The sequence below is a fragment of the Actinomyces ihuae genome (assembly GCF_001457875.1).
GTDB lineage: Bacteria > Actinomycetota > Actinomycetes > Actinomycetales > Actinomycetaceae > Pauljensenia > Pauljensenia radingae_A.
In genome coordinates this window covers 1,197,104-1,214,579 of the sequence record NZ_CZPX01000005.1, presented here as the reverse complement: position 1 = coordinate 1,214,579, position 17,476 = coordinate 1,197,104, and the positions used below count along the sequence as shown (strand labels likewise).

Below are 17,476 nucleotides of genomic sequence, written 5' to 3'. Positions count from 1 at the left end.
ACCAAGACAATGAAAGACACGCAATGACCAGCTGGCCACCAATCACCATCACACACCACGACAACGGCACCGCCACCGTCACCTCAGCAGGCATCACAATTGCCCGCCTACAACCCAGCCAACACCTACACCACGACGCAATGAACATTGCCCTGGCACAAGCCAAACACTACAACCGCGCCCTACCCGTCACCGCAACAGGCCCAGAAGGCACGTACTACATGAGCGTGCACCCAGACGGACACATCCAAACCCATGACACACCAGAGCCGACAGCCAGCAATACCGGAAACGCCAGCAATACCAGCAACACCATAGACCCCAGCAACCCAAGCGATAACGACACAGCAGCGCGCCACAACCAAACCCCCGAGCACGCGCCCACACCGACACGCTCACACCCGCACAGCAGGAAACACCGGACACGCCTCATCCTCACCGCACCACTCATCCTCCTCCTCAGCGTAGCCACCGCCACAATCGTCATCACCAGCACTCACCAAACAGGCAAAACCCTCACCCACACCGACACACCCACCAACGCCCAAAGCGCGCAATCCACCGCACCCGAAAAACCAGCCGAGAAGACTCAAGACCAGCAGCGCACACCACAATCCACACCAACCACTCCGCCAAAGCCAGAACCAGCCGCACCCACGACGCCACACACAGAACCAGAACCAGATCCCGCGCCCACACCCGCACCAGAGCCAGCACCGCAGACGCCCGAACCACCAACACCACCAGCACCAGAGCCGGCACCAGAGCCAGCGCCCACAGGCGTCACCTCAATGAACACCTCAGTCAACACTGGAGACAGCGGCGCTGCCACCTTTTCGATCACAGTTTCAGGAAGCGGATACACCACCTGCACCATCAGCATCGCAGGACACGCAGCCAACGCCAGCACACCCATACCAGGAACAGCCACCGCCATCCTCACCAGCATCCCACTCGGCACACAATCATGGACCACAAGCTGTGACGGCCTCGTCAATACCGGCACCATCACCATCTACTAAGGAGACACCACCACTGCCATGCAACAACTCGAACGCCACAACGAATACATCGTCACCTTCGACGGACAAACCCCCGACGAAGCAGGAAGCAGATATTTCATTGCCCACGACTACACCACAGCCAAAGCCGAAGGCATCAACATCGCTCAAGAACTCAACCTGAACCCAAGCAAAATCAGAATCTTCTACCGCATCACCATCACCGTCAACACCAACACCGTCGAGGTAGGACAAGACACCAGCTACGAAGAAGTACTCGAACAAATCTATAACGAGTTCAAACCCCTCTAACAAAAAAGCATGGTGCCAAACTGGCACCATGCCCCCAAATGCCACGTGTGATCCACCTCACGTTCCTGCTATGCCGCCAGATTTAAGGCCTCCACCACCTCGCGAGCAGCTATCATCAGCGCCTCATCATCAGCCTGCAACAGGCTGCCTTTGACACCACGCCGCGAACCAACCAACATCGTCATCCACGCGCGCGCAGCCGCACCCTGCACGCCCAAATCACCCAACCGTGGATCCACACTCGCCATTCGATGCCGCCTACTACTATCACCCACCGCAAGCTCAGCTATACGGCGAGTTCCCGCCCACGCCAACGTCTCGGTCATTCCCGCCTCAATAAGCGCCTCCACCATACGAGCCAGCGGGCCCTCAAAATCATCAACACACACCCACACATCAGCCGTATCGCCCTGGCCGGGACGCAACCCAGCCTCAGGCATCATTGACGGCTCCACCGCCTCCTCCACACCAGCACACTTATCGCGCGCAAAACACCGCCGATTCACAATCGTCGTCCACACCGCCCACGGCCGCGACGCCTCCACCACCTGCGAGGCACACGTCATCAACACCTCCCACGCGATCCCACACGTATCAGCCACCGACTCAGACCACGACATCCGAGAAAACTGCACACCCCGAGAAATCGCATTTGAGAACTGGCGCGCGCCCACCTCCTGCACCGTCACCGCCAAGCACTGCGCCGCAGTGCCTACCCAGCCCTCAGCAGCCGCCTCCAACACCACACGCCGCAACCCCTCATTATCAGACATCGACAACGGCACAACACCCACACACGCATCAGACTCGCGCCCAGCCTGTCCAGGACACAACTCGCCCTGGACAGGCGAATCACTCACCCCAGCCATCCAATGCAACACGAACCGTGAAGCCGCCTTACGACCCCGCACATACCGCATCTGGCGTGACAAAACCCCGCGCGACTCCAAACCCGCCAACGAGCGAAACACCGACCTGCGAGAAACACCCGTACACTCCACCAGATACTCCACAGCGCAAATCACCACACCACGCGCATCCGCAAGCCGCGCCAACTCAAACAGCACCAACGACTGCGACGCAGTAAGACCCCCAACACCACGCGCCCACACCAACCACGACGTCATGCCTGATCACCAACCAAACGGTCATACCGCTTCTGCGCCTCACGCACCTGCACAACCCGCGACACCCCCACGCACTCAGCAGTCACCTCATCCCACACGCGAGACCACACCGGATCAACATCCGCACCAGCATCCCGCTCCAACGCCTCAACAGCACGCCGCCGACGCGAAGCTTCCGCATCCAACGCCACACGCTGAAGGCGCGCAGGCGCCATCAATGGCGCAACATTGCGCTCCAACCGATACGCCACCAACGCCGACAACCGGCCCACATCACCAGGCACCGGCTGATCCATCACGCGCCGAATCTCACGCGGACGCCACCCCGCATCCAACCGTTCACGCAACAACCCAACCACCCTGGCAGCACCAGACGGATCCAACGCCTGCATCCCAGGCGGCAGACACTGCGCCAACAAGCCCGCGCCAGGCACCACGTTCTCGCCGCCAGACACCGACACGCCCGAAGACCCAGAAGAACCATCAACACTCACAGCCCGACCGGACCCAACCGCACCACACCCTTCATCACCACAACGCTTCGAATCCGATTCACCCAGGTCTGGTTCGGTCAGGTTATTAGATTTATCTAATAACTTGGTATCCCGTAGGGATAGTGCGCCGGCTGACCGTGCTACGGCTGACCGTGCGCCGGTAACCCGGCGCACGGTGGAATCACAATCGCCCCGTTCACACCGTGCGCCGGAAATCCGGCGCACGGTGACACCCTTGCAATCATGCGACTCGCCTACAGCACCATCACCAAGACGCTCAACCGGATCAGGCTCGCCTTCCTGCTCCGAAGACGGTCCAGTCTCCTGCTTGCCTTCACCCGAACCTGCCGAGCACACCGCACCCAGCGCTCCACCACGAGCCAACTCCAACGCTTCACGCGCCTCCACCTCACAAACAGGCACATCAAACACGCCCACCACCGTCACTAAACGGCCAGAACCCTGACGGTCATAAAACCGCCACCGATACCCCGACTCCTCCAACTCCCTAAAACACCGCAACAACAAATCACGCCCCATACCACGCCCCAGCAACGCCCGATACCCCATAGGCGCGCCAGGAGGCATCGACAACAGCAGTGCCAACACGCCCAACGCCTGAATGGACAACTTCTTATTCCACACCGTCGCATTAGGAACCGCAGTCGCCCCACGACGCACGACAAAAAACTCACCAGCCATGACCACACCTCTGGTTAAACTCAAAAGCACAAGCAAAACCCACGAGAAGAAGGGCGCAACCCCAATGAACATGTGGATAATCAAACCCGAGACAGCAGCAAGCACCATTGTGAACGTGATTCGTGACGCAGGAAGCATCGACCCCTACGTCAAAATTGAAAAAGCAGATGAAGGAGCACTCGGAGTCACAACAGCCGCAGAAGCAACAATTGACGGTTCGAACAGCCGAACCTCCGGCGTCACCATGAAAACCCACACGGTCTACCTTCCGGAAACAGACTCTCCAGAAACGCTTCTTCGTGAGCTCTCCACTATGCTGCGATGGCAACAAACAGCGTTCATTACCATTGAGCAGACCGAAGACGGAGAACGCTGGACCATACGGTCCCCCAAGGAAAATCTGCGGCCCTAAACATGCAACACGCGCACGCAAAACGCCTAGATTCACAGCACACCGCCTAACACCAAACGAGCCGACCAACAGCCCGAATCAGACCAACGCCGAGCCTCAATAAGACCCGAACGCTCCAAAGACGACAAGCACGCCTCAACACGCGCCACACTCAAACCCGTCACACCCGACACCAAAGCAGGATCAACACGAACAACCCCACCGTCATCCGCCTTCCACGCCAACCGCAGAAGAACAAGCTTGTCACTCAACCTGCGACACTCAACCCGCCACGCCCACTGAACCGCCTCAGCACTCACCACAACCCCCTCACCGCTCCACCACCCGCGCCACGCGGTTCAACCGGCTCCAACAACACTTCGATATCCTCGCGCCGAAACCTCATCCGCCCTGAAGGCAACTCCACATAGCGAACTTTCCCCGTTCGCGCCCAACGCCGGACGGTATCAGGCGAAACCCCAAGGATCTCCGCAGCAACAACAGTGCCGATAATCTCATCTACTTGCGTTTTTTGCATGTTCATGCAACAAGAATGCCCTTTTGTGGACTTTCCGTCAAGTACAACACTTGCGGTATTTGCACGCATGGGTTACATTTGAAATATGTCTACTCGGATGCCACCGACTCAGAGCTCACAAATAACTGTTGACCAAGCTGTTGGACTGTCAGTCAATCAGCATCTCTTTGCAGCTGGCTTTCAAGCACAGGTTCTTGCTCACGCGATCGGCGTCTCACCATCGTCACTTAGCCGGAAGCTTCGTGGAAACGTTGGCTGGTCGGCCGAGGATCTGCTTCTTACCGCTGCATTCTTTGATCTTGAAGCTCAAGACCTTATGCCGCATCCGGATGGAAAAGGCGGCTGGATCCCTGCTCCGTTCACCCCCGGATACGCGAAAACCCCCGCTCTCGCGGGGGCTAGCTCAGAGCCACCTGTGGGAATCGAACCCACGACCTATTCATTACGAGTGAATCGCTCTGCCGACTGAGCTAAGGTGGCCGCCTTCCCTATCAGCGCTACGTGGCTGCGCCACGCGCATCAATTGATAGGCAACGACGTTTACTGTAGCCGACTACCCACGCCTGCGACAAATGCTCGACAGGTGGAGCGCGTCACGCACAAAGGTTAGTGCCTAATCCGTGCACTGAAGACCGTCTTGCGGGACGGTTCCGTTGAGGAAGAAACCGTCAACAGCATCACGCACGCACCGCGACCCGTCGCGCGAATACGCCGTGTGATTCCATCCATCCCAGCTCACCAGCACGCCCTTACTGAGCTGGTCGGCAAGCGCCTGCGACATCACATAAGGCGTGGCGGGGTCGTGCGTCGTTCCCACCACAACAATCTCCGGGGTGCCTTCAGCGTGGATCGGTCCGCGTTCACGCGTAGATTCAATGGGCCAGCCTTCCAAAGCGGCAGAGGAATACCCGGCGAAACGACCCATGAACGGCAGCTCAGCTTTCATCTTCTCCGCTGCAGCAGCCCATTGCTCAATGTCTCCGACCGGAGAATAGTCCAGGGAGTTAATCACGCTGATTGCTTCCATCGAATTATTCTGGTACGTGCCATCAGCGTTGCGTTCCATCAGCAGATCTGCGAGCGCCAGCATCGTTGACCCATCGTCCTGCTTGATTGCCATATCCAGCCCCTGGGTCAACGCATCGTGCAACTGCGTGTCGTACAGCAGGCCGATCACGGCGCTGAAGGCCAGGGAAGACGTCAGCGGTCGGTTAGGATCCTGCGTCTCAAGCGGTTTTTCTTCCAGTTGATCGAAGAACGCGTTCAGAGTCTCCAGTCCTTCGTCAACACTTGACCCCACCGGGCAGTCCGACGATGCGGAGCACACTTTAATCCAGTTTGCGAGGGCGTCCTCGAACCCCTGCATCTGCAGTCGTTCAACCTCGTCAACACTGAGCGACGGGTCGAGCGCACCGTCAAGCACCATGCGTCCGACCTTGTCGGGGAACAGCTCGGCGTACGTCGCTCCCAGGTAGGTGCCGTATGAGTACCCCAGATAGGTCAGTTTGTCCTGTCCGAGGGCGGCTCGCGCCATATCAAAATCCTTGGCAGCTGAGATCGTGTCGACGTGCTCGGCCAGGGAGCCGCTGTGTTCCTTACATCCAGCTGCCAGCTTGGCGGATTCAGCCTTCAGATCCTCAACAATTTCCTGCGGGGTGGGCTCTTGGGTGCTGTCGGATTGATCGGCTGGATCGTCGGACATTGCGGCCGTTTCATCGCGTTCTTTGTCTGTCAGGCAGATAACCGGCGTGGACTGGCCGACTCCGCGCGGATCCAATGCCACGATGTCAAAGCGGTCCGCCAGATCCATCGACAGTCCCTGGCTCGCAATGTAGGGCAAGATCGAAGTTGCCGGGCCACCGGGCCCACCGGGGTTATAGAACAATGCGCCTTCGGATTGCGGTGCGCGGTGAATGGCCAGCGCCAGTGCAATCACATCGCCGTCGAGCTGGTCCCAATCCAACGGTGCATACAGTGCGCCGCACTCATATCCGTCTGATGACTGCTGCGAGCCTTCCATCTGTTTGAGGTCGTCATCAGTGCATTCACGCCAGTTGACTTTCTGCTGGTAGAAGCCCTCAATGGTTGGTTCCGGCAGGTCACCCAAAGTGTCGCTGAACGTTGATTCCGAGGTGATGACCGTGCGACCATCTTCGCTGACGGCTGACTGCTGGTGAGTGGCAGATCCACCGCTCTTGCGGTCGTGTCCAACGATCAGCACGGCACTGACAGTTGCCAGCGCAACGACGACCAGTATGGCGAGCAGAATTATCACGATGTTGCGTGAACGCGTTTTCATGGGTCAAGACTAACAATGATTCAGTTACCTACCCCCGTATGGAAGACCGGGGCCTCCTGGTTCACGGACAGTGTCGATGCGGTCGCGCACCCTCCGGCTGGACGCCACGCGCATCTAACGCAGCGCCACCACCATTGCTTCCATTGCGAGCAGTGGATTCGCACCGTTGGTCAGTCTGGTGCGCGCCTGGTCGATCACGTCGATGCGCGCAAGAGTCTGCTCCGGGCTGGAGGTGCGGGCGATATGTTCGATGACCTCCGCGACATCGTCATTCATCAGATCCTGATTCGCACCGAGCTGGAGCATGAGGACATCGCGATACACGCTCATCACGTCCAGCAGGATCCGATCCAGCATGTCGGTCAGTGAGCGTTTCATGCGGCGGGTCTGATTTTCACGCAGTTGGCGCAGTTGTGAGCGCACATGCGGCGTCATCTTGTCGCCCTCGACCATGCCGAGCTGGTAGCGCAACTTGGCTTCTTCTTCCGTGTTGCGCTGCTCGGCAACCGTCTCCGTGTCACTCTTCGCCATCTCAACTAGGTCATGGGCGGCGACAGCGGCTTCACCGACTGAGGCGACGTGAATGGCAGCGCGGATGCGTTGACGGCGCTTATCGCGCTCCTCGGGGTCACGCGCCAAGGCTTTCGCCCGCCCGATGTGGCACTGCGCTGCCCGCGCAGCCTCGCGCGCCACGTTCATATCCACGCCGAGCTGCCGGACCAGCAGACCAGCCACAGCGTCAATCGATGGGATGCGCAAGGACAATTGTCGGCAGCGTGACCTGACGGTGGTGATCATGTCTTCGGAGCTTGGTGCACACAGCACCCACACGGTGCGCTCGGGAGGCTCCTCGATAGCCTTGAGCAGGATATTCGACGAGAGTTCCTGAATGCGGTCCGCGTCTTCAATAACGATGACGCGCCAGCGGCCCTGCGAGGGCGCCACCTGGGCGCGCATGATGATGTCGCGCACCTGTTCTGCAGTAATAATGCTGGTTTCTGTGGCAACACTCAGCACGTCAGCGTTTGTTCGAGCCACTGTCGTCACGCATCCTGGGCACGTGCCGCACCCGATCTCACTTCCTGTGCACTGCAGGCACGCGGCAAATGCGAGCGCAGCGTTGGATCGCCCGGAACCCGGCGGCCCTGTCACGAGCCATGCGTGGGTCATGGAGTGGGTGCTGCGATCACTGTTGCCCTCGACGATGTGGCGGGCGGCGCGGGCAGCTTCCTGCAACGTGGCGACGGCCTTTTCCTGACCGACAATGTCATCCCATACGCTCATCGCTCACCTGCCTCACAGCGATACCGGCGCACAGGCCTCGTACAGGCGCTGATACCCGCTGGTGGGCACACCGCTGCAACACGTCGGGCTCATCACAGCAGTCCCTCACTGTCACCTTCCCACAACGTGCCCTGGGATTCTTTCAGCAAAGCCGCCACCATCGTGCCAGCCCGGTCCTCATCGCCTGTCTGCGATGCTGCATGCTCGGGCGCAGGCGCGTTCGGCTGGGGTGATTCGGTCGCAGACAGCTCGACCTGATCGTGCGCCTCATGATTGACGAGGAGACCCAATGCGGGTCGAACGCGTTCCTCCAGTACGCCTCTGATCTCGCGGAACACTTCTTCAGGGGTGCCGACCGCATCGATGACGACAATGCGGTCTGGGTAGCGATCTGCCAGGTGCAGGTATTCGTGGCGCACTCGCTCATGGAAGTCCATTGATTCACGCTCGATACGGTCAGCGGTGTGCGACGCCGACCCTCGTCTGGCACCCACCTCGGGGGGCAAATCCAACAGCAATGTCAGATCCGGCGACAGGTCCTCCGTCGCCCATTTTGACAAGGCCAGTACCTCATCCACGCCCAGTTCGCGCGCAGCGCCCTGGTAGGCCACTGACGAGTCAATGAATCGGTCAGCCAGCACTACCTGACCGGCCGCAAGCGCGGGTCTGATCACGGTTGCTACATGGTAGGCGCGGTCGGCCGCATACAGCAGGGCTTCAGTACGCGGATCCACGTCTTCGGGTCCGTGCTGAATGAGCTGACGCAGCTGGTTACCCATGTCAGTTCCACCCGGTTCGCGGGTCACAAACGAGACGCATCCAGCCTGATCAAACCACTCTTTGACGTGTTCGATCTGGGTGGTTTTGCCTGCACCGTCACCGCCTTCGAAGGTGATGAACAGGCCGCGCCTGCGCCGCGAATCCCCGCTGGAAGTGCTCATGAGCCTATCTTTGCACGAGGCACCGGCATTTGCGTACATGCACGCTGTTCAGGCCGACGCACTACTGGTCGCCATCCGCAGATGAGGAGTTCTTCTTCGACGCTGAAGCCTTGGACGTGCCCGACGACTTCTTCGCACCAGTCCCGGCGCTCCTACGCGTCGTCTTCGCACTCTTCGTGGAGGCTTTCTTGCGGGTCGTTCTGGAGGTGCTCTTGCGTCCGTGTTTGGGAGCAGGCCCCTTGGCGCGTTTGTCAGCCAGCAGTTCAAAGGCGCGGGCTTCAGTCAGCGACTCGATCGATTCGGATCGCGGCACCGTCACATTGGTCTGACCGTCCGTGATGTACGGTCCAAACCTGCCGTCCTTGACCACCACTTTCTTCTCAGAGATCGGGTCAATACCGAATTCACGCAACGGCGGCCTGGCCGTGCGGCCACGGCGTGTCTTAGGCTGAGCGAACAGTGCCAGCGCCTCATCCAACGTGATCGTCAGCAACTGCTCTTCGCTTTCCAGTGAGCGCGAGTCACTCCCCTTCTTCAGGTACGGCCCATAGCGACCATTCTGAGCGGTGATCACTTCGCCATCTGCCGGATCAGCTCCCACTTCACGGGGCAACGACAACAGCATCAGTGCATCATCCAGTGTGATCGTCGCCAGATCCATCGACTTGAACAGGGAAGCCGTGCGCGGCTTCACCTTCTTCTTACGCGTCGATTTCGCAGCGTCGCCCTCGTCGGCGTCCTCGGGCAGAACTTCGGAAACGTAGGGGCCGAAGCGACCATTTTTCGCGATGAGCATATGCCCGCTGGCCGGGTCGATGCCGAGCTCACGGCCATCATCAGCTGCCTGAGTGAACAGTTCGGCAATCTTCGCTTCATCGAGCTCGTCAGGCGCAACGTCCGGCGGCACGTTGGCGCGCACATCGTCACTGTCGCGCTCCAGGTACGGCCCGTAGCGCCCCACGCGCAGCGTCACGCCGTTGCCGTAGTCAATCGAGTTGATCGCCCGCGCATCGATATTGTCGCCCAGCGAGGCAACCTGGGTGCGTAGTCCTTCACGCTTCGACGAGGAAGACCCATCCGCCGCTGCGTCGGCCACTTCGTCACGCGGACCATCGACGCCACTGGCAGTCTCGGCCTCTGTCTGGTCTGCGCTGCTGCCGAGATAAAACTCCGTGAGGAACTGCGTCGAGTTCTCCTGCCCGCCCGCGATGCGGTCCAGGTCGGTTTCCATCGACGCCGTGAAATCGTAATCCACCAGGTCAGAGAGGTTTTCCTCCAGAAGGCGCGTGACGGAAAACGCCAGCCACGTAGGCACCAGGTACTGACCGCGGTGCGTGACGTAGCCGCGGTCTCCGATCGTCTGAATCGTTGCCGCATAGGTGGAGGGGCGGCCAATTCCCAGCTGCTCCATCATTTTCACCAGTGACGCTTCAGTGTAGCGCCCCGGTGGCTGGGTCTGATGGTCTTCGGCTTCAGCGTGGTGAACCGTGACAGTTTCGCCTTCCTCCACGGCAGGCAGCAGGGTTTCCGCTCCGCGCGCACCATCCTGCGAGCCAGGCTGTGAAGCGGATGCTGCGTCAGCGGCGGGCTGTGACAGCGCCTGTTCATCGCGATCCTTGTCGCGGCCTTCCTGATAGGCCAGTCGATACCCGGGGAACGTGATCGTTGTACCAGACACGGACGAGGTCACTTCCCGCGCGCCCGTGCCATCTGGCAGCTCGAGCACATCGGTGAGCTGGCTGAGGACACGGATCGTGGAGGTATGCCCCGTCGCATCCGCCATCTGCGAGGAAATTGTGCGCTTCCAGATCAGGTCATACAGCGCCCACTGCTGGCGGCTCAACACCGAACGCACCTCATCGGGGGTGCGGAAATGGTCACCAGCAGGGCGGATCGCTTCGTGTGCTTCCTGCGCGCCTTTGGATTTCGTGCCGTAGATACGGGGCTTGTCCGGCACGACATCGCTGCCGTACAGTTCAGCTGCCTGGGCGCGCGCCGCACGGATTGCCTGGCTCGACAGCGCGGTCGAATCGGTACGCATATAGGTGATGTAACCGGACTCGTACAGGGACTGCGCCGTGCGCATCGTTGAGGACGCATTCCAGTGCAGCTTACGGGAAGCTTCCTGCTGCAGGGTTGACGTCGTGAAAGGCGCAGCAGGGCGACGGCGGTACGGCTTCTTCGTGACGGATTCAATCGACGAGGGAGCCTCACGCAGACCGTCCGCCAGGCGGTCGGCTGCAGCCTCATCCAGCGCCACTGTCTGAGCTTTGCGAGCCTTGTCCGACAGCACACCCTCTTCGGAAAAATCAGTGCCAGTGGCTACAGGACGCCCATCGAGCGCGCTCACACGCGCCGTAAAGTCACCCTCGTCAGCCTGAATGAAGGCATCGATGGACCAGTAGTCCGCGCGGATAAACGCCATGCGGTCGCGTTCACGATCCACAATCAGGCGAGTTGCTACCGACTGGACGCGGCCGGCCGACAAGGATGGGCGGATTTTGCGCCACAACAACGGTGAGACTTCATAGCCGTAGAGGCGGTCAAGGATGCGTCGAGTCTCCTGCGCGTCAACCAGGTCGGTGTCAATATCGCGCGTGTTGTCCAGTGCGCGCTCAATAGCCTCGCGGGTGATTTCGTGGAACACCATGCGCTTGACGGGCACCTTCGGTTTGAGCACTTCCAGCAGGTGCCACGCGATGGCTTCACCCTCGCGGTCCTCATCAGTGGCCAGGTAGAGCTCGTCAGCATCCTTAAGGGCGCGCTTGAGTTCAGTGACACGCTTTTTCTTCTCAGGCGTCACCTGATAGTAAGGAGTAAAGCCGTCTTCGACGTTGACGGCGAAACGACCGTACGGGCCCTTCTTCATGGACACGGGCAGTTCGGACGGTTGAGGCAGGTCGCGGATATGACCGACCGAGGCTTCAACACGAAAGCCCGGCCCTAAATAAGATCCAATAGTGGCCGCCTTCGCCGGAGACTCGACGATGACTAACTTCGACGCGCCCATGTCCCTCCGTTCCTTCCTGCCTGTCCGTCATTTCGCCTTCCCGAGGGAAATTCACTTAGCCGCGAAATGTGGTTCGCTGATGACCATACAACGTTTAACCGGCATCTCGCTCACGGCGTGTCCTGTGAGCTGGTGCGCAATATGCCGAACTTGAGGAGGCGGATCACCTCCGGCGACAGACGATTTCGCAGGTCGCCGGGGTCAAGTTCCATGAGCGCTGCGATCGCGGCAACGATCTGTCCCAGGGTCAGCTCGCCATCTGCAGCGCCCACCAGGCCGGCCAGTTCCGAACTCACCGAGGTTTTCAGTCCGACACCTCCACCCTGGAGCAGCTCGATCACTTGCGGGTCGGCCTCACCGGGCGCAAAATAACGCACTTGGGTGACATCCGGGCTGCACACGGCGTGCAGGTCCCATAGGAGGTCGGCGCTTCCGCCATCGGTGCTATCGCCCTCCACGCTGCCGCCATTGTCACTGCTGCCATAGATCTTGCCTCCGCCGGCGCGGGTGGCGACGAGCTGAATAATGTCAAGGCCTCGACGTATGTCTCGCCCGGTTGGCACATGTCCGGTCGCCACCGCGTCACATTCCACGTATGCGGGCCGGCGCTGCGTCGCCCGATCCGGCTCATTCCCATTGGCACTGGATGGTGAGGCGGCCACGTCGTCCTCGTCAATCGGACTACCCCCGTCGGCGGAAGGACCCTTCTCAGCGAAATCCGGGCGGCGGCGAGCTGCAATGAGTCCCATGCCGATCGACTGGACGCCGGCCGCGGTGAAGTCAGCCAGCCAGTCGGCGTATGCGCGTTCGAACGTGTCGCGGGCGGTGAGCGTGCCGCCGGAATCTCGCAGCCACATTTCGACGTATTGGGCAGGTTCGAGGCAGTCTCGCTGAATCACCCACGCGTCCACGGGGAGGCCGTCGAACCAGCTTCTGGGGTGATCGGACCATGTGGCGGTGGAGTCAGAGTCGACCTCCCAATTTGCCAGCATCTGAATGGTGCCGCCCTCGGTCAGGTGGTCGGGTGCCTCGCGAATGATCTGCGCAATCAGGTGGTCTCGCTGCGCGCCACCGTCGCGGTACTGCATCAATCCGGATGCGCGCACCGAATCGGGAGTGATGACGAATGGTGGGTTGGAGACGATCAGGTTGAAGCGCTCGCCGGCGACCGGCTCGAACAGGGATCCGCAGCGCACGTCAATGGCTACCTGATTCAGTGCGGCGTTGAAACGGGTGATTTCACAGGCGCGTTCAGACAGGTCTGTCGCCACGACTCGGGTGCAGTGCGTGGCCAGGTAGAGTGCCTGAATGCCGCAGCCTGTGCCGACATCCAGTGCGCTGTCAACGGGTGTGCGGTCGGTCAGTGTCAGCAACGTTGTCGTTGCTCCGCCGATGCCGAGCACGTGGTCAGGAGCAAGCGGCCTGCCCGTTGTGGCCTCTCCCAGATCGGAGAGGACCCACCAGTGATGGTCGCCGTCCGGCAGCGTGGCGGCATGTGGTCGCAGGTCAAACAGCGCGCGCATCGGAGCGGCGGCTGACTCGACATCGCTGCTGGTTTCACCGGCGTTCCCGGCGAGGTTGCCGGTCTCAGCGGCTTTCGCGTTCGCGTCGGCACCGCTGGTTTCGGCGGCATTCGCGCTCGCGCCGGCAGGTGCGATGAGGCCGAGCGCGCAGGCCCCAGCACTGCCCAGAGCCGGCAATGCCGCATCGACGCGGTCATAGTCCACATCCATCCCCAGGATAAACAGCTGCGCCAACGTTGCGGCGGCTGCGGCGTTCCCGGCGAACTCACCATCAATCAGCCGCTGAAGCTCCACCATCGCCGGCACGCGCTGATCACGCATCAACGCATTCTGCGCCTGCTGGCTGAGCAGCGAGTCAACATAATCGACGGTGAAGTGAGCTGCTTCAAGGTCCCGGCGCAATGCCTCGATCAGATTGTCGTCGAGCGCAGGCGGTCGCGGCGACTTCGCAATGTCCGAGGGAGGGTGCGGCGGTTTCGTCGCGCCCGAGGGTGTCTGCGGCGGAATCTGCTGGCTCGCATCCGACACGTCATCTGTTCGCATGCACCCAGCCTACGCGGACGAGCCAACCTGAGGCCGCGAGGACGTCGCCGGGTGAGCGTGCACGTGCGCTCCGAGTCGGGCAGCTAACCTGAGGCCGCGAGGACGTCGCAGTTGCACATACCCCTGGATCTGAAGCTGCTCAATGCACATACCCCTAGTTTTAAGGTCTCTCGGTGCACATTCCCCTAGATTTAAGGTCTCTCGGTGCACATTCCCCTAGATAAACCTCGGATGTCATCGTCGGGGACTAGCCCGCGACCTCCTGACCTGCATGTTTAGAATTCGGGTGATGTGGCGTGACGTTAGATCTAGGGGTATGTGCACACAGGGCCGACTTTCCAGGGGTATGTGCACGTATGGACGCCTTTTTTAGGGGTATGTGCACACGGGCACGAGTTCCTGGGGCATTGTGCACCTGCACTGGGGCGAACCTAAGGGGAATCAGGGACGGGCAGCCCGTCTCACCATGCGCCTGGCAGTCGACTGAGTTGCCCTAGTTGACCAGGGACGGATCACCGATCCATGCCATAAACAGCGGCGTATTGGTTTGCATTTCCGCGATGATCGCGAGGTATGGGTGATCAAACACAAGCATGGGCGGCGGTGCCGGCGCAGTAGCTCTTCCTCCGAACTCGGTCACCGCTGCCGCCACAGTGCCCTTCTCCTTCATGATTAAACGTCCCTGCTGAACAAACTGGTCGAGAAACACCGCCGACCCCTCATCAGCGGAGGTGCCAAACCCTGAAAAGTCCCCGTGTCCCAGATCGACAGGTGCGCCCATGTCTTCGAGGATCGTCAGCAGATCCGATGATGACGTGAAATCGACCTTCGGCAGAGACACGTCCACCTCCGTCTCATCCACGTCACCGAGCACATTCACCATCTCATCGATGCTGGCCGGACTCACCTGTGTCCCCTCGTGAGGCATCAGAATGTGAAGCACCAGTTCATCACCTTTGTAGGGCAGCGTCCCGGCGGTCCATTTGTCGTCCTCGAATGCACGTGCCGGAGTCTCGGCGTGCATCGTATCGACCAGTTTGACTGGCCCTTCAGCCGTGTAGAACTCATTTCGCCGCGTATTGTTCTGATCAAATGGCTTCGCCCACGGAGCACTGAAAACCACCGCGTTCTGCCCCACCAGGCGCGAGTTTTCATCAAGCTGAATTGCGGAGGCGTCAACCAAACCTCCGCTGCGTTCATTAACCCAGCTGTCCAGGTCCTCCTTGGCTGACGCAGACTGCAGATCCAGATCGGCAACCTCGCTGTCCCAATTCGACGTTACGGCATGAAGCCACGCGGGATCAGGCACCAGATCGTCGTCGAGGACCATACGCATCGATCGCGCGACCAGCGGGTTCTCGGCCACTGCGCCACCAGCGACCTGCCCAGGATCACCATTCCAGCGATCCCACATGTTCCATGCCTTGGAAAACTGATTGGCCGCATCATCAGAACTGAGGCCCATCAGCCGCTCAAACTCCGCGCGCGTCTGCCCTCGGGCACCCAAGGCAATCTGCGCAATAGCTGTCGCCGTGCCAACAGGAGACGTCAACACATTCGTGTCACTCGAATCACCGCCTACGCTGGCTTCACCGTTGCCACTCATGCCGCCCTCATCCGCACTGCCACTTTGAGCGCTGCCGCCTAAGCGAGCAGCGCGCGCAACGGTGGACAACCCCATCGCATACATCGACACACGGGCCTGATCATCAAGCGAATCAAACGACCCGGCTTCCAGCGGGCCAATCTCGATGTCCACATTGAGCGGCACGCCCTGCTCAACCACTGTGCCAGCCGGGGACTGTGGTTCATCTCCCTGTCCGCCGCCCATCGTGCATCCAGCCACAAGGATCGCACTCCCGATACAACCGCACACCACGCGCCCCCAATGGGGACACACCTCAAAACCTTTATCCATAATCCATAGATTATGAGGAAGTGAAGCAGCCCACAACCCCCGTTACATAAATGAATACCCACCATTGCCAAGACGTGACATCTTCATCGTCTGCCACGATCATCCAGTACCAAGGCCCCAACGCCTCAGCGCACCTATACCCCATGAGCTGAGCGGTACCACGATACGGTCATCCGCACAGGCTTCGGCCTCCCCTCGCAAATTCTCACTTCAGCGGCTATACGTGCCACACTAGGAGCTGACATTTTTCAGGCGGTGCGCTCGCCCTCCAGACAGCCTGCAGCATCGCAGCTTTGGCAGCAAGGAGGCTCATCGTGCGCGCACTTCGCAAAATGGCACAGGCACCAGGTTTGGAGCTGTGCGACATCCCCGAACCGGCAGTCGGCCCGAGTGAAGTCAAAATTAAAGTGCAGCGCGCAGGCCTGTGCGGCACGGATGTTCACCTGTTCAACTGGGATGGCGGAGCCCCCGGATCCCTCACCCCACCGCAGACGCTGGGGCACGAGTTTTTCGGGGAGATCGTCGAAATTGGCGAGGGTGTCGCTGCCGGATTCGGCTGCGACGAGCTACATCCCGGACAGCACGTATCAGTGGAGGGGCACATCGTGTGCGGCAGGTGCCGTAACTGCCGCGCGGGCCGCAAGCAGATGTGCCTGCGCACCGTCGGCATCGGCGTGAACCGCGACGGTGGTTTCGCTGACTACGTGGTGGTGCCGGCGTCAAACGTGTGGGTTCAGCCCGACCTCATCGACCCGGAGCTCGGCGCACTTTTTGATCCGTTTGGGAACGCTGTCCACACCTGTCAGCAGGTGGAGATGACTGGTCAGGATGTACTGATTACGGGTGCAGGCCCTATCGGGATCATGTGCGTGGCGATCGCCCGACATGCGGGCGCGCGCCACGTCGTCATCACCGACGTTCAGGAGGAACGCCTGGACATGGCGCGCTCGGTAGGGGCGGACGCCGTGGTCAACATTACGCGCCGCACGGTTCCAGATGTGATGGCTGAACTGGGCATTCGTGAGGGTTTCGACGTGGGAATCGAGATGTCGGGAGCTCCCGGCGGGCTGACCACGTTGATCGACTGCTGCACCCATGGTGCAACACTGGCACTGCTCGGCTTGCCGAAAGGCGCCTTCCCCGTGGACTGGGGCAAGGTCATCACCCGCATGTTCACCATTAAAGGGGTGTATGGGCGCCAGATGTTCGACACGTGGTACCTGGCGACGTTCATGATGGAATCGTCCGAGAAGCTGCGCGAATCTGTTCGTTCCATCATCACGCACCGATTCGCCCCTGAGCAGTGGGAGGATGCGTTCGAAGCCGCAGCCAGCGGCACGGCAGGTAAAGTCATTATCGATTGGGAGAAATAGAGATCCGAAGGAGCATTTCA

General features: G+C 60.3%; 13 protein-coding genes, 1 tRNA gene and 2 pseudogenes. 5 read left to right on the top strand and 11 right to left on the bottom strand.

What is annotated here, in order from left to right:
- Nucleotides 1–23 precede the first annotated feature (23 nt).
- Both BN3002_RS11355 and BN3002_RS09940 read left to right on the top strand, forming a co-directional pair.
- Nucleotides 24–1,022: a hypothetical protein gene (locus BN3002_RS11355; protein ID WP_058237695.1), complete on the top strand. Its 999-nt coding sequence runs from the start codon at nt 24–26 to the stop codon at nt 1,020–1,022.
- A gap of 18 nt (nt 1,023–1,040) precedes the next feature.
- The gene (locus BN3002_RS09940; RefSeq protein WP_058237694.1) at nt 1,041–1,313 is read left to right on the top strand and encodes a hypothetical protein; all 273 of its coding nucleotides are present in this window, start codon (nt 1,041–1,043) and stop codon (nt 1,311–1,313) included.
- A 68-nt stretch (nt 1,314–1,381) separates the two neighbouring features.
- On the opposite strand, the gene BN3002_RS09935 is transcribed toward BN3002_RS09940, so the two are convergent.
- The 3 genes and pseudogenes from BN3002_RS09935 to BN3002_RS09930 form a co-directional block, all read right to left on the bottom strand.
- Entirely contained in the window at nt 1,382–2,173 is a 792-nt protein-coding gene (locus BN3002_RS09935; protein ID WP_154955733.1) for a hypothetical protein, read from the bottom strand.
- Between the two features lie 72 nt (nt 2,174–2,245).
- Nucleotides 2,246–2,440, bottom strand: a pseudogene (locus BN3002_RS11575) (MarR family transcriptional regulator); the annotation flags it as partial.
- Entirely contained in the window at nt 2,437–3,636 is a 1,200-nt protein-coding gene (locus BN3002_RS09930) for a hypothetical protein (protein ID WP_154955732.1), read from the bottom strand. The pseudogene BN3002_RS11575 and the gene BN3002_RS09930, both read right to left, overlap by 4 nt.
- Here BN3002_RS09930 and BN3002_RS09925 point away from each other — a divergent pair.
- Entirely contained in the window at nt 3,635–4,048 is a 414-nt protein-coding gene (locus BN3002_RS09925) for a hypothetical protein (RefSeq protein ID WP_154955731.1), read from the top strand. The two genes, BN3002_RS09930 and BN3002_RS09925, sit on opposite strands and share 2 nt — an antisense overlap.
- Nucleotides 4,049–4,343: 295 nt before the next feature.
- Here BN3002_RS09925 and BN3002_RS11515 read toward each other — a convergent pair whose 3' ends face one another.
- Nucleotides 4,344–4,565 carry a MerR family transcriptional regulator gene (locus BN3002_RS11515; protein WP_058237690.1) on the bottom strand — a complete coding sequence of 74 codons (222 nt, stop codon included), beginning with the start codon at nt 4,563–4,565 and terminating at the stop codon, nt 4,344–4,346.
- Nucleotides 4,566–4,650: 85 nt separating this feature from the next.
- On the opposite strand from BN3002_RS11515, the pseudogene BN3002_RS11510 reads away from it, so the two are divergent.
- A pseudogene (locus BN3002_RS11510) lies at nt 4,651–4,893 on the top strand (helix-turn-helix domain-containing protein); the annotation flags it as partial.
- Nucleotides 4,894–4,972: 79 nt separating this feature from the next.
- Here the strand turns inward: BN3002_RS11510 and BN3002_RS09915 are convergent.
- From BN3002_RS09915 to BN3002_RS09885, 7 genes are all read right to left on the bottom strand, one after another.
- Nucleotides 4,973–5,045 (bottom strand) — tRNA-Thr (locus BN3002_RS09915).
- Between the two features lie 133 nt (nt 5,046–5,178).
- Nucleotides 5,179–6,864 carry an alpha/beta hydrolase gene (locus BN3002_RS09910; protein WP_058237689.1) on the bottom strand — a complete coding sequence of 562 codons (1,686 nt, stop codon included), beginning with the start codon at nt 6,862–6,864 and terminating at the stop codon, nt 5,179–5,181.
- Nucleotides 6,865–6,978: 114 nt separating this feature from the next.
- Nucleotides 6,979–8,148 (bottom strand): DNA polymerase III subunit delta', encoded by a 1,170-nt coding sequence (locus tag BN3002_RS09905; RefSeq protein WP_058237688.1) that lies wholly within the window; start codon nt 8,146–8,148, stop codon nt 6,979–6,981.
- Nucleotides 8,149–8,240: 92 nt separating this feature from the next.
- Nucleotides 8,241–9,089 (bottom strand): dTMP kinase, encoded by an 849-nt coding sequence (tmk, locus tag BN3002_RS09900; RefSeq protein WP_058237957.1) that lies wholly within the window; start codon nt 9,087–9,089, stop codon nt 8,241–8,243.
- A 61-nt stretch (nt 9,090–9,150) separates the two neighbouring features.
- Nucleotides 9,151–12,099, bottom strand: a complete 2,949-nt coding sequence (gene topA, locus BN3002_RS09895; RefSeq protein WP_058237687.1) for a type I DNA topoisomerase — start codon at nt 12,097–12,099, stop codon at nt 9,151–9,153.
- Nucleotides 12,100–12,209: 110 nt separating this feature from the next.
- Nucleotides 12,210–14,165: a DUF7059 domain-containing protein gene (locus BN3002_RS09890; protein ID WP_058237686.1), complete on the bottom strand. Its 1,956-nt coding sequence runs from the start codon at nt 14,163–14,165 to the stop codon at nt 12,210–12,212.
- A 493-nt stretch (nt 14,166–14,658) separates the two neighbouring features.
- Nucleotides 14,659–15,996 (bottom strand): serpin family protein, encoded by a 1,338-nt coding sequence (locus tag BN3002_RS09885; protein ID WP_058237685.1) that lies wholly within the window; start codon nt 15,994–15,996, stop codon nt 14,659–14,661.
- Between the two features lie 401 nt (nt 15,997–16,397).
- Here BN3002_RS09885 and tdh point away from each other — a divergent pair, with 401 nt between their 5' ends.
- Complete coding sequence (tdh, locus tag BN3002_RS09880; RefSeq protein WP_058237684.1) at nt 16,398–17,456, top strand: L-threonine 3-dehydrogenase; 1,059 nt, start codon at nt 16,398–16,400, stop codon at nt 17,454–17,456.
- The last annotated feature ends 20 nt before the right edge of the window (nt 17,457–17,476 follow it).

What these genes read in the sequence shown, in the direction of transcription:
- BN3002_RS09930 (WP_154955732.1), bottom strand. Translation starts at nt 3,636, where the DNA reads ATGGCTGGTGAGTTTTTTGTCGTGCGTCGTGGGGCGACTGCGGTTCCT.
- BN3002_RS11515 (WP_058237690.1), bottom strand. Translation starts at nt 4,565, where the DNA reads ATGCAAAAAACGCAAGTAGATGAGATTATCGGCACTGTTGTTGCTGCG.
- BN3002_RS11355 (WP_058237695.1), top strand. Translation starts at nt 24, where the DNA reads ATGACCAGCTGGCCACCAATCACCATCACACACCACGACAACGGCACC.
- BN3002_RS09910 (WP_058237689.1), bottom strand. Translation starts at nt 6,864, where the DNA reads ATGAAAACGCGTTCACGCAACATCGTGATAATTCTGCTCGCCATACTG.
- BN3002_RS09925 (WP_154955731.1), top strand. Translation starts at nt 3,635, where the DNA reads ATGACCACACCTCTGGTTAAACTCAAAAGCACAAGCAAAACCCACGAG.
- BN3002_RS09890 (WP_058237686.1), bottom strand. Translation starts at nt 14,165, where the DNA reads ATGCGAACAGATGACGTGTCGGATGCGAGCCAGCAGATTCCGCCGCAG.
- tmk (WP_058237957.1), bottom strand. Translation starts at nt 9,089, where the DNA reads ATGAGCACTTCCAGCGGGGATTCGCGGCGCAGGCGCGGCCTGTTCATC.
- BN3002_RS09905 (WP_058237688.1), bottom strand. Translation starts at nt 8,148, where the DNA reads ATGAGCGTATGGGATGACATTGTCGGTCAGGAAAAGGCCGTCGCCACG.
- BN3002_RS09940 (WP_058237694.1), top strand. Translation starts at nt 1,041, where the DNA reads ATGCAACAACTCGAACGCCACAACGAATACATCGTCACCTTCGACGGA.
- BN3002_RS09885 (WP_058237685.1), bottom strand. Translation starts at nt 15,996, where the DNA reads ATGGGCGGCGGACAGGGAGATGAACCACAGTCCCCGGCTGGCACAGTG.
- topA (WP_058237687.1), bottom strand. Translation starts at nt 12,099, where the DNA reads ATGGGCGCGTCGAAGTTAGTCATCGTCGAGTCTCCGGCGAAGGCGGCC.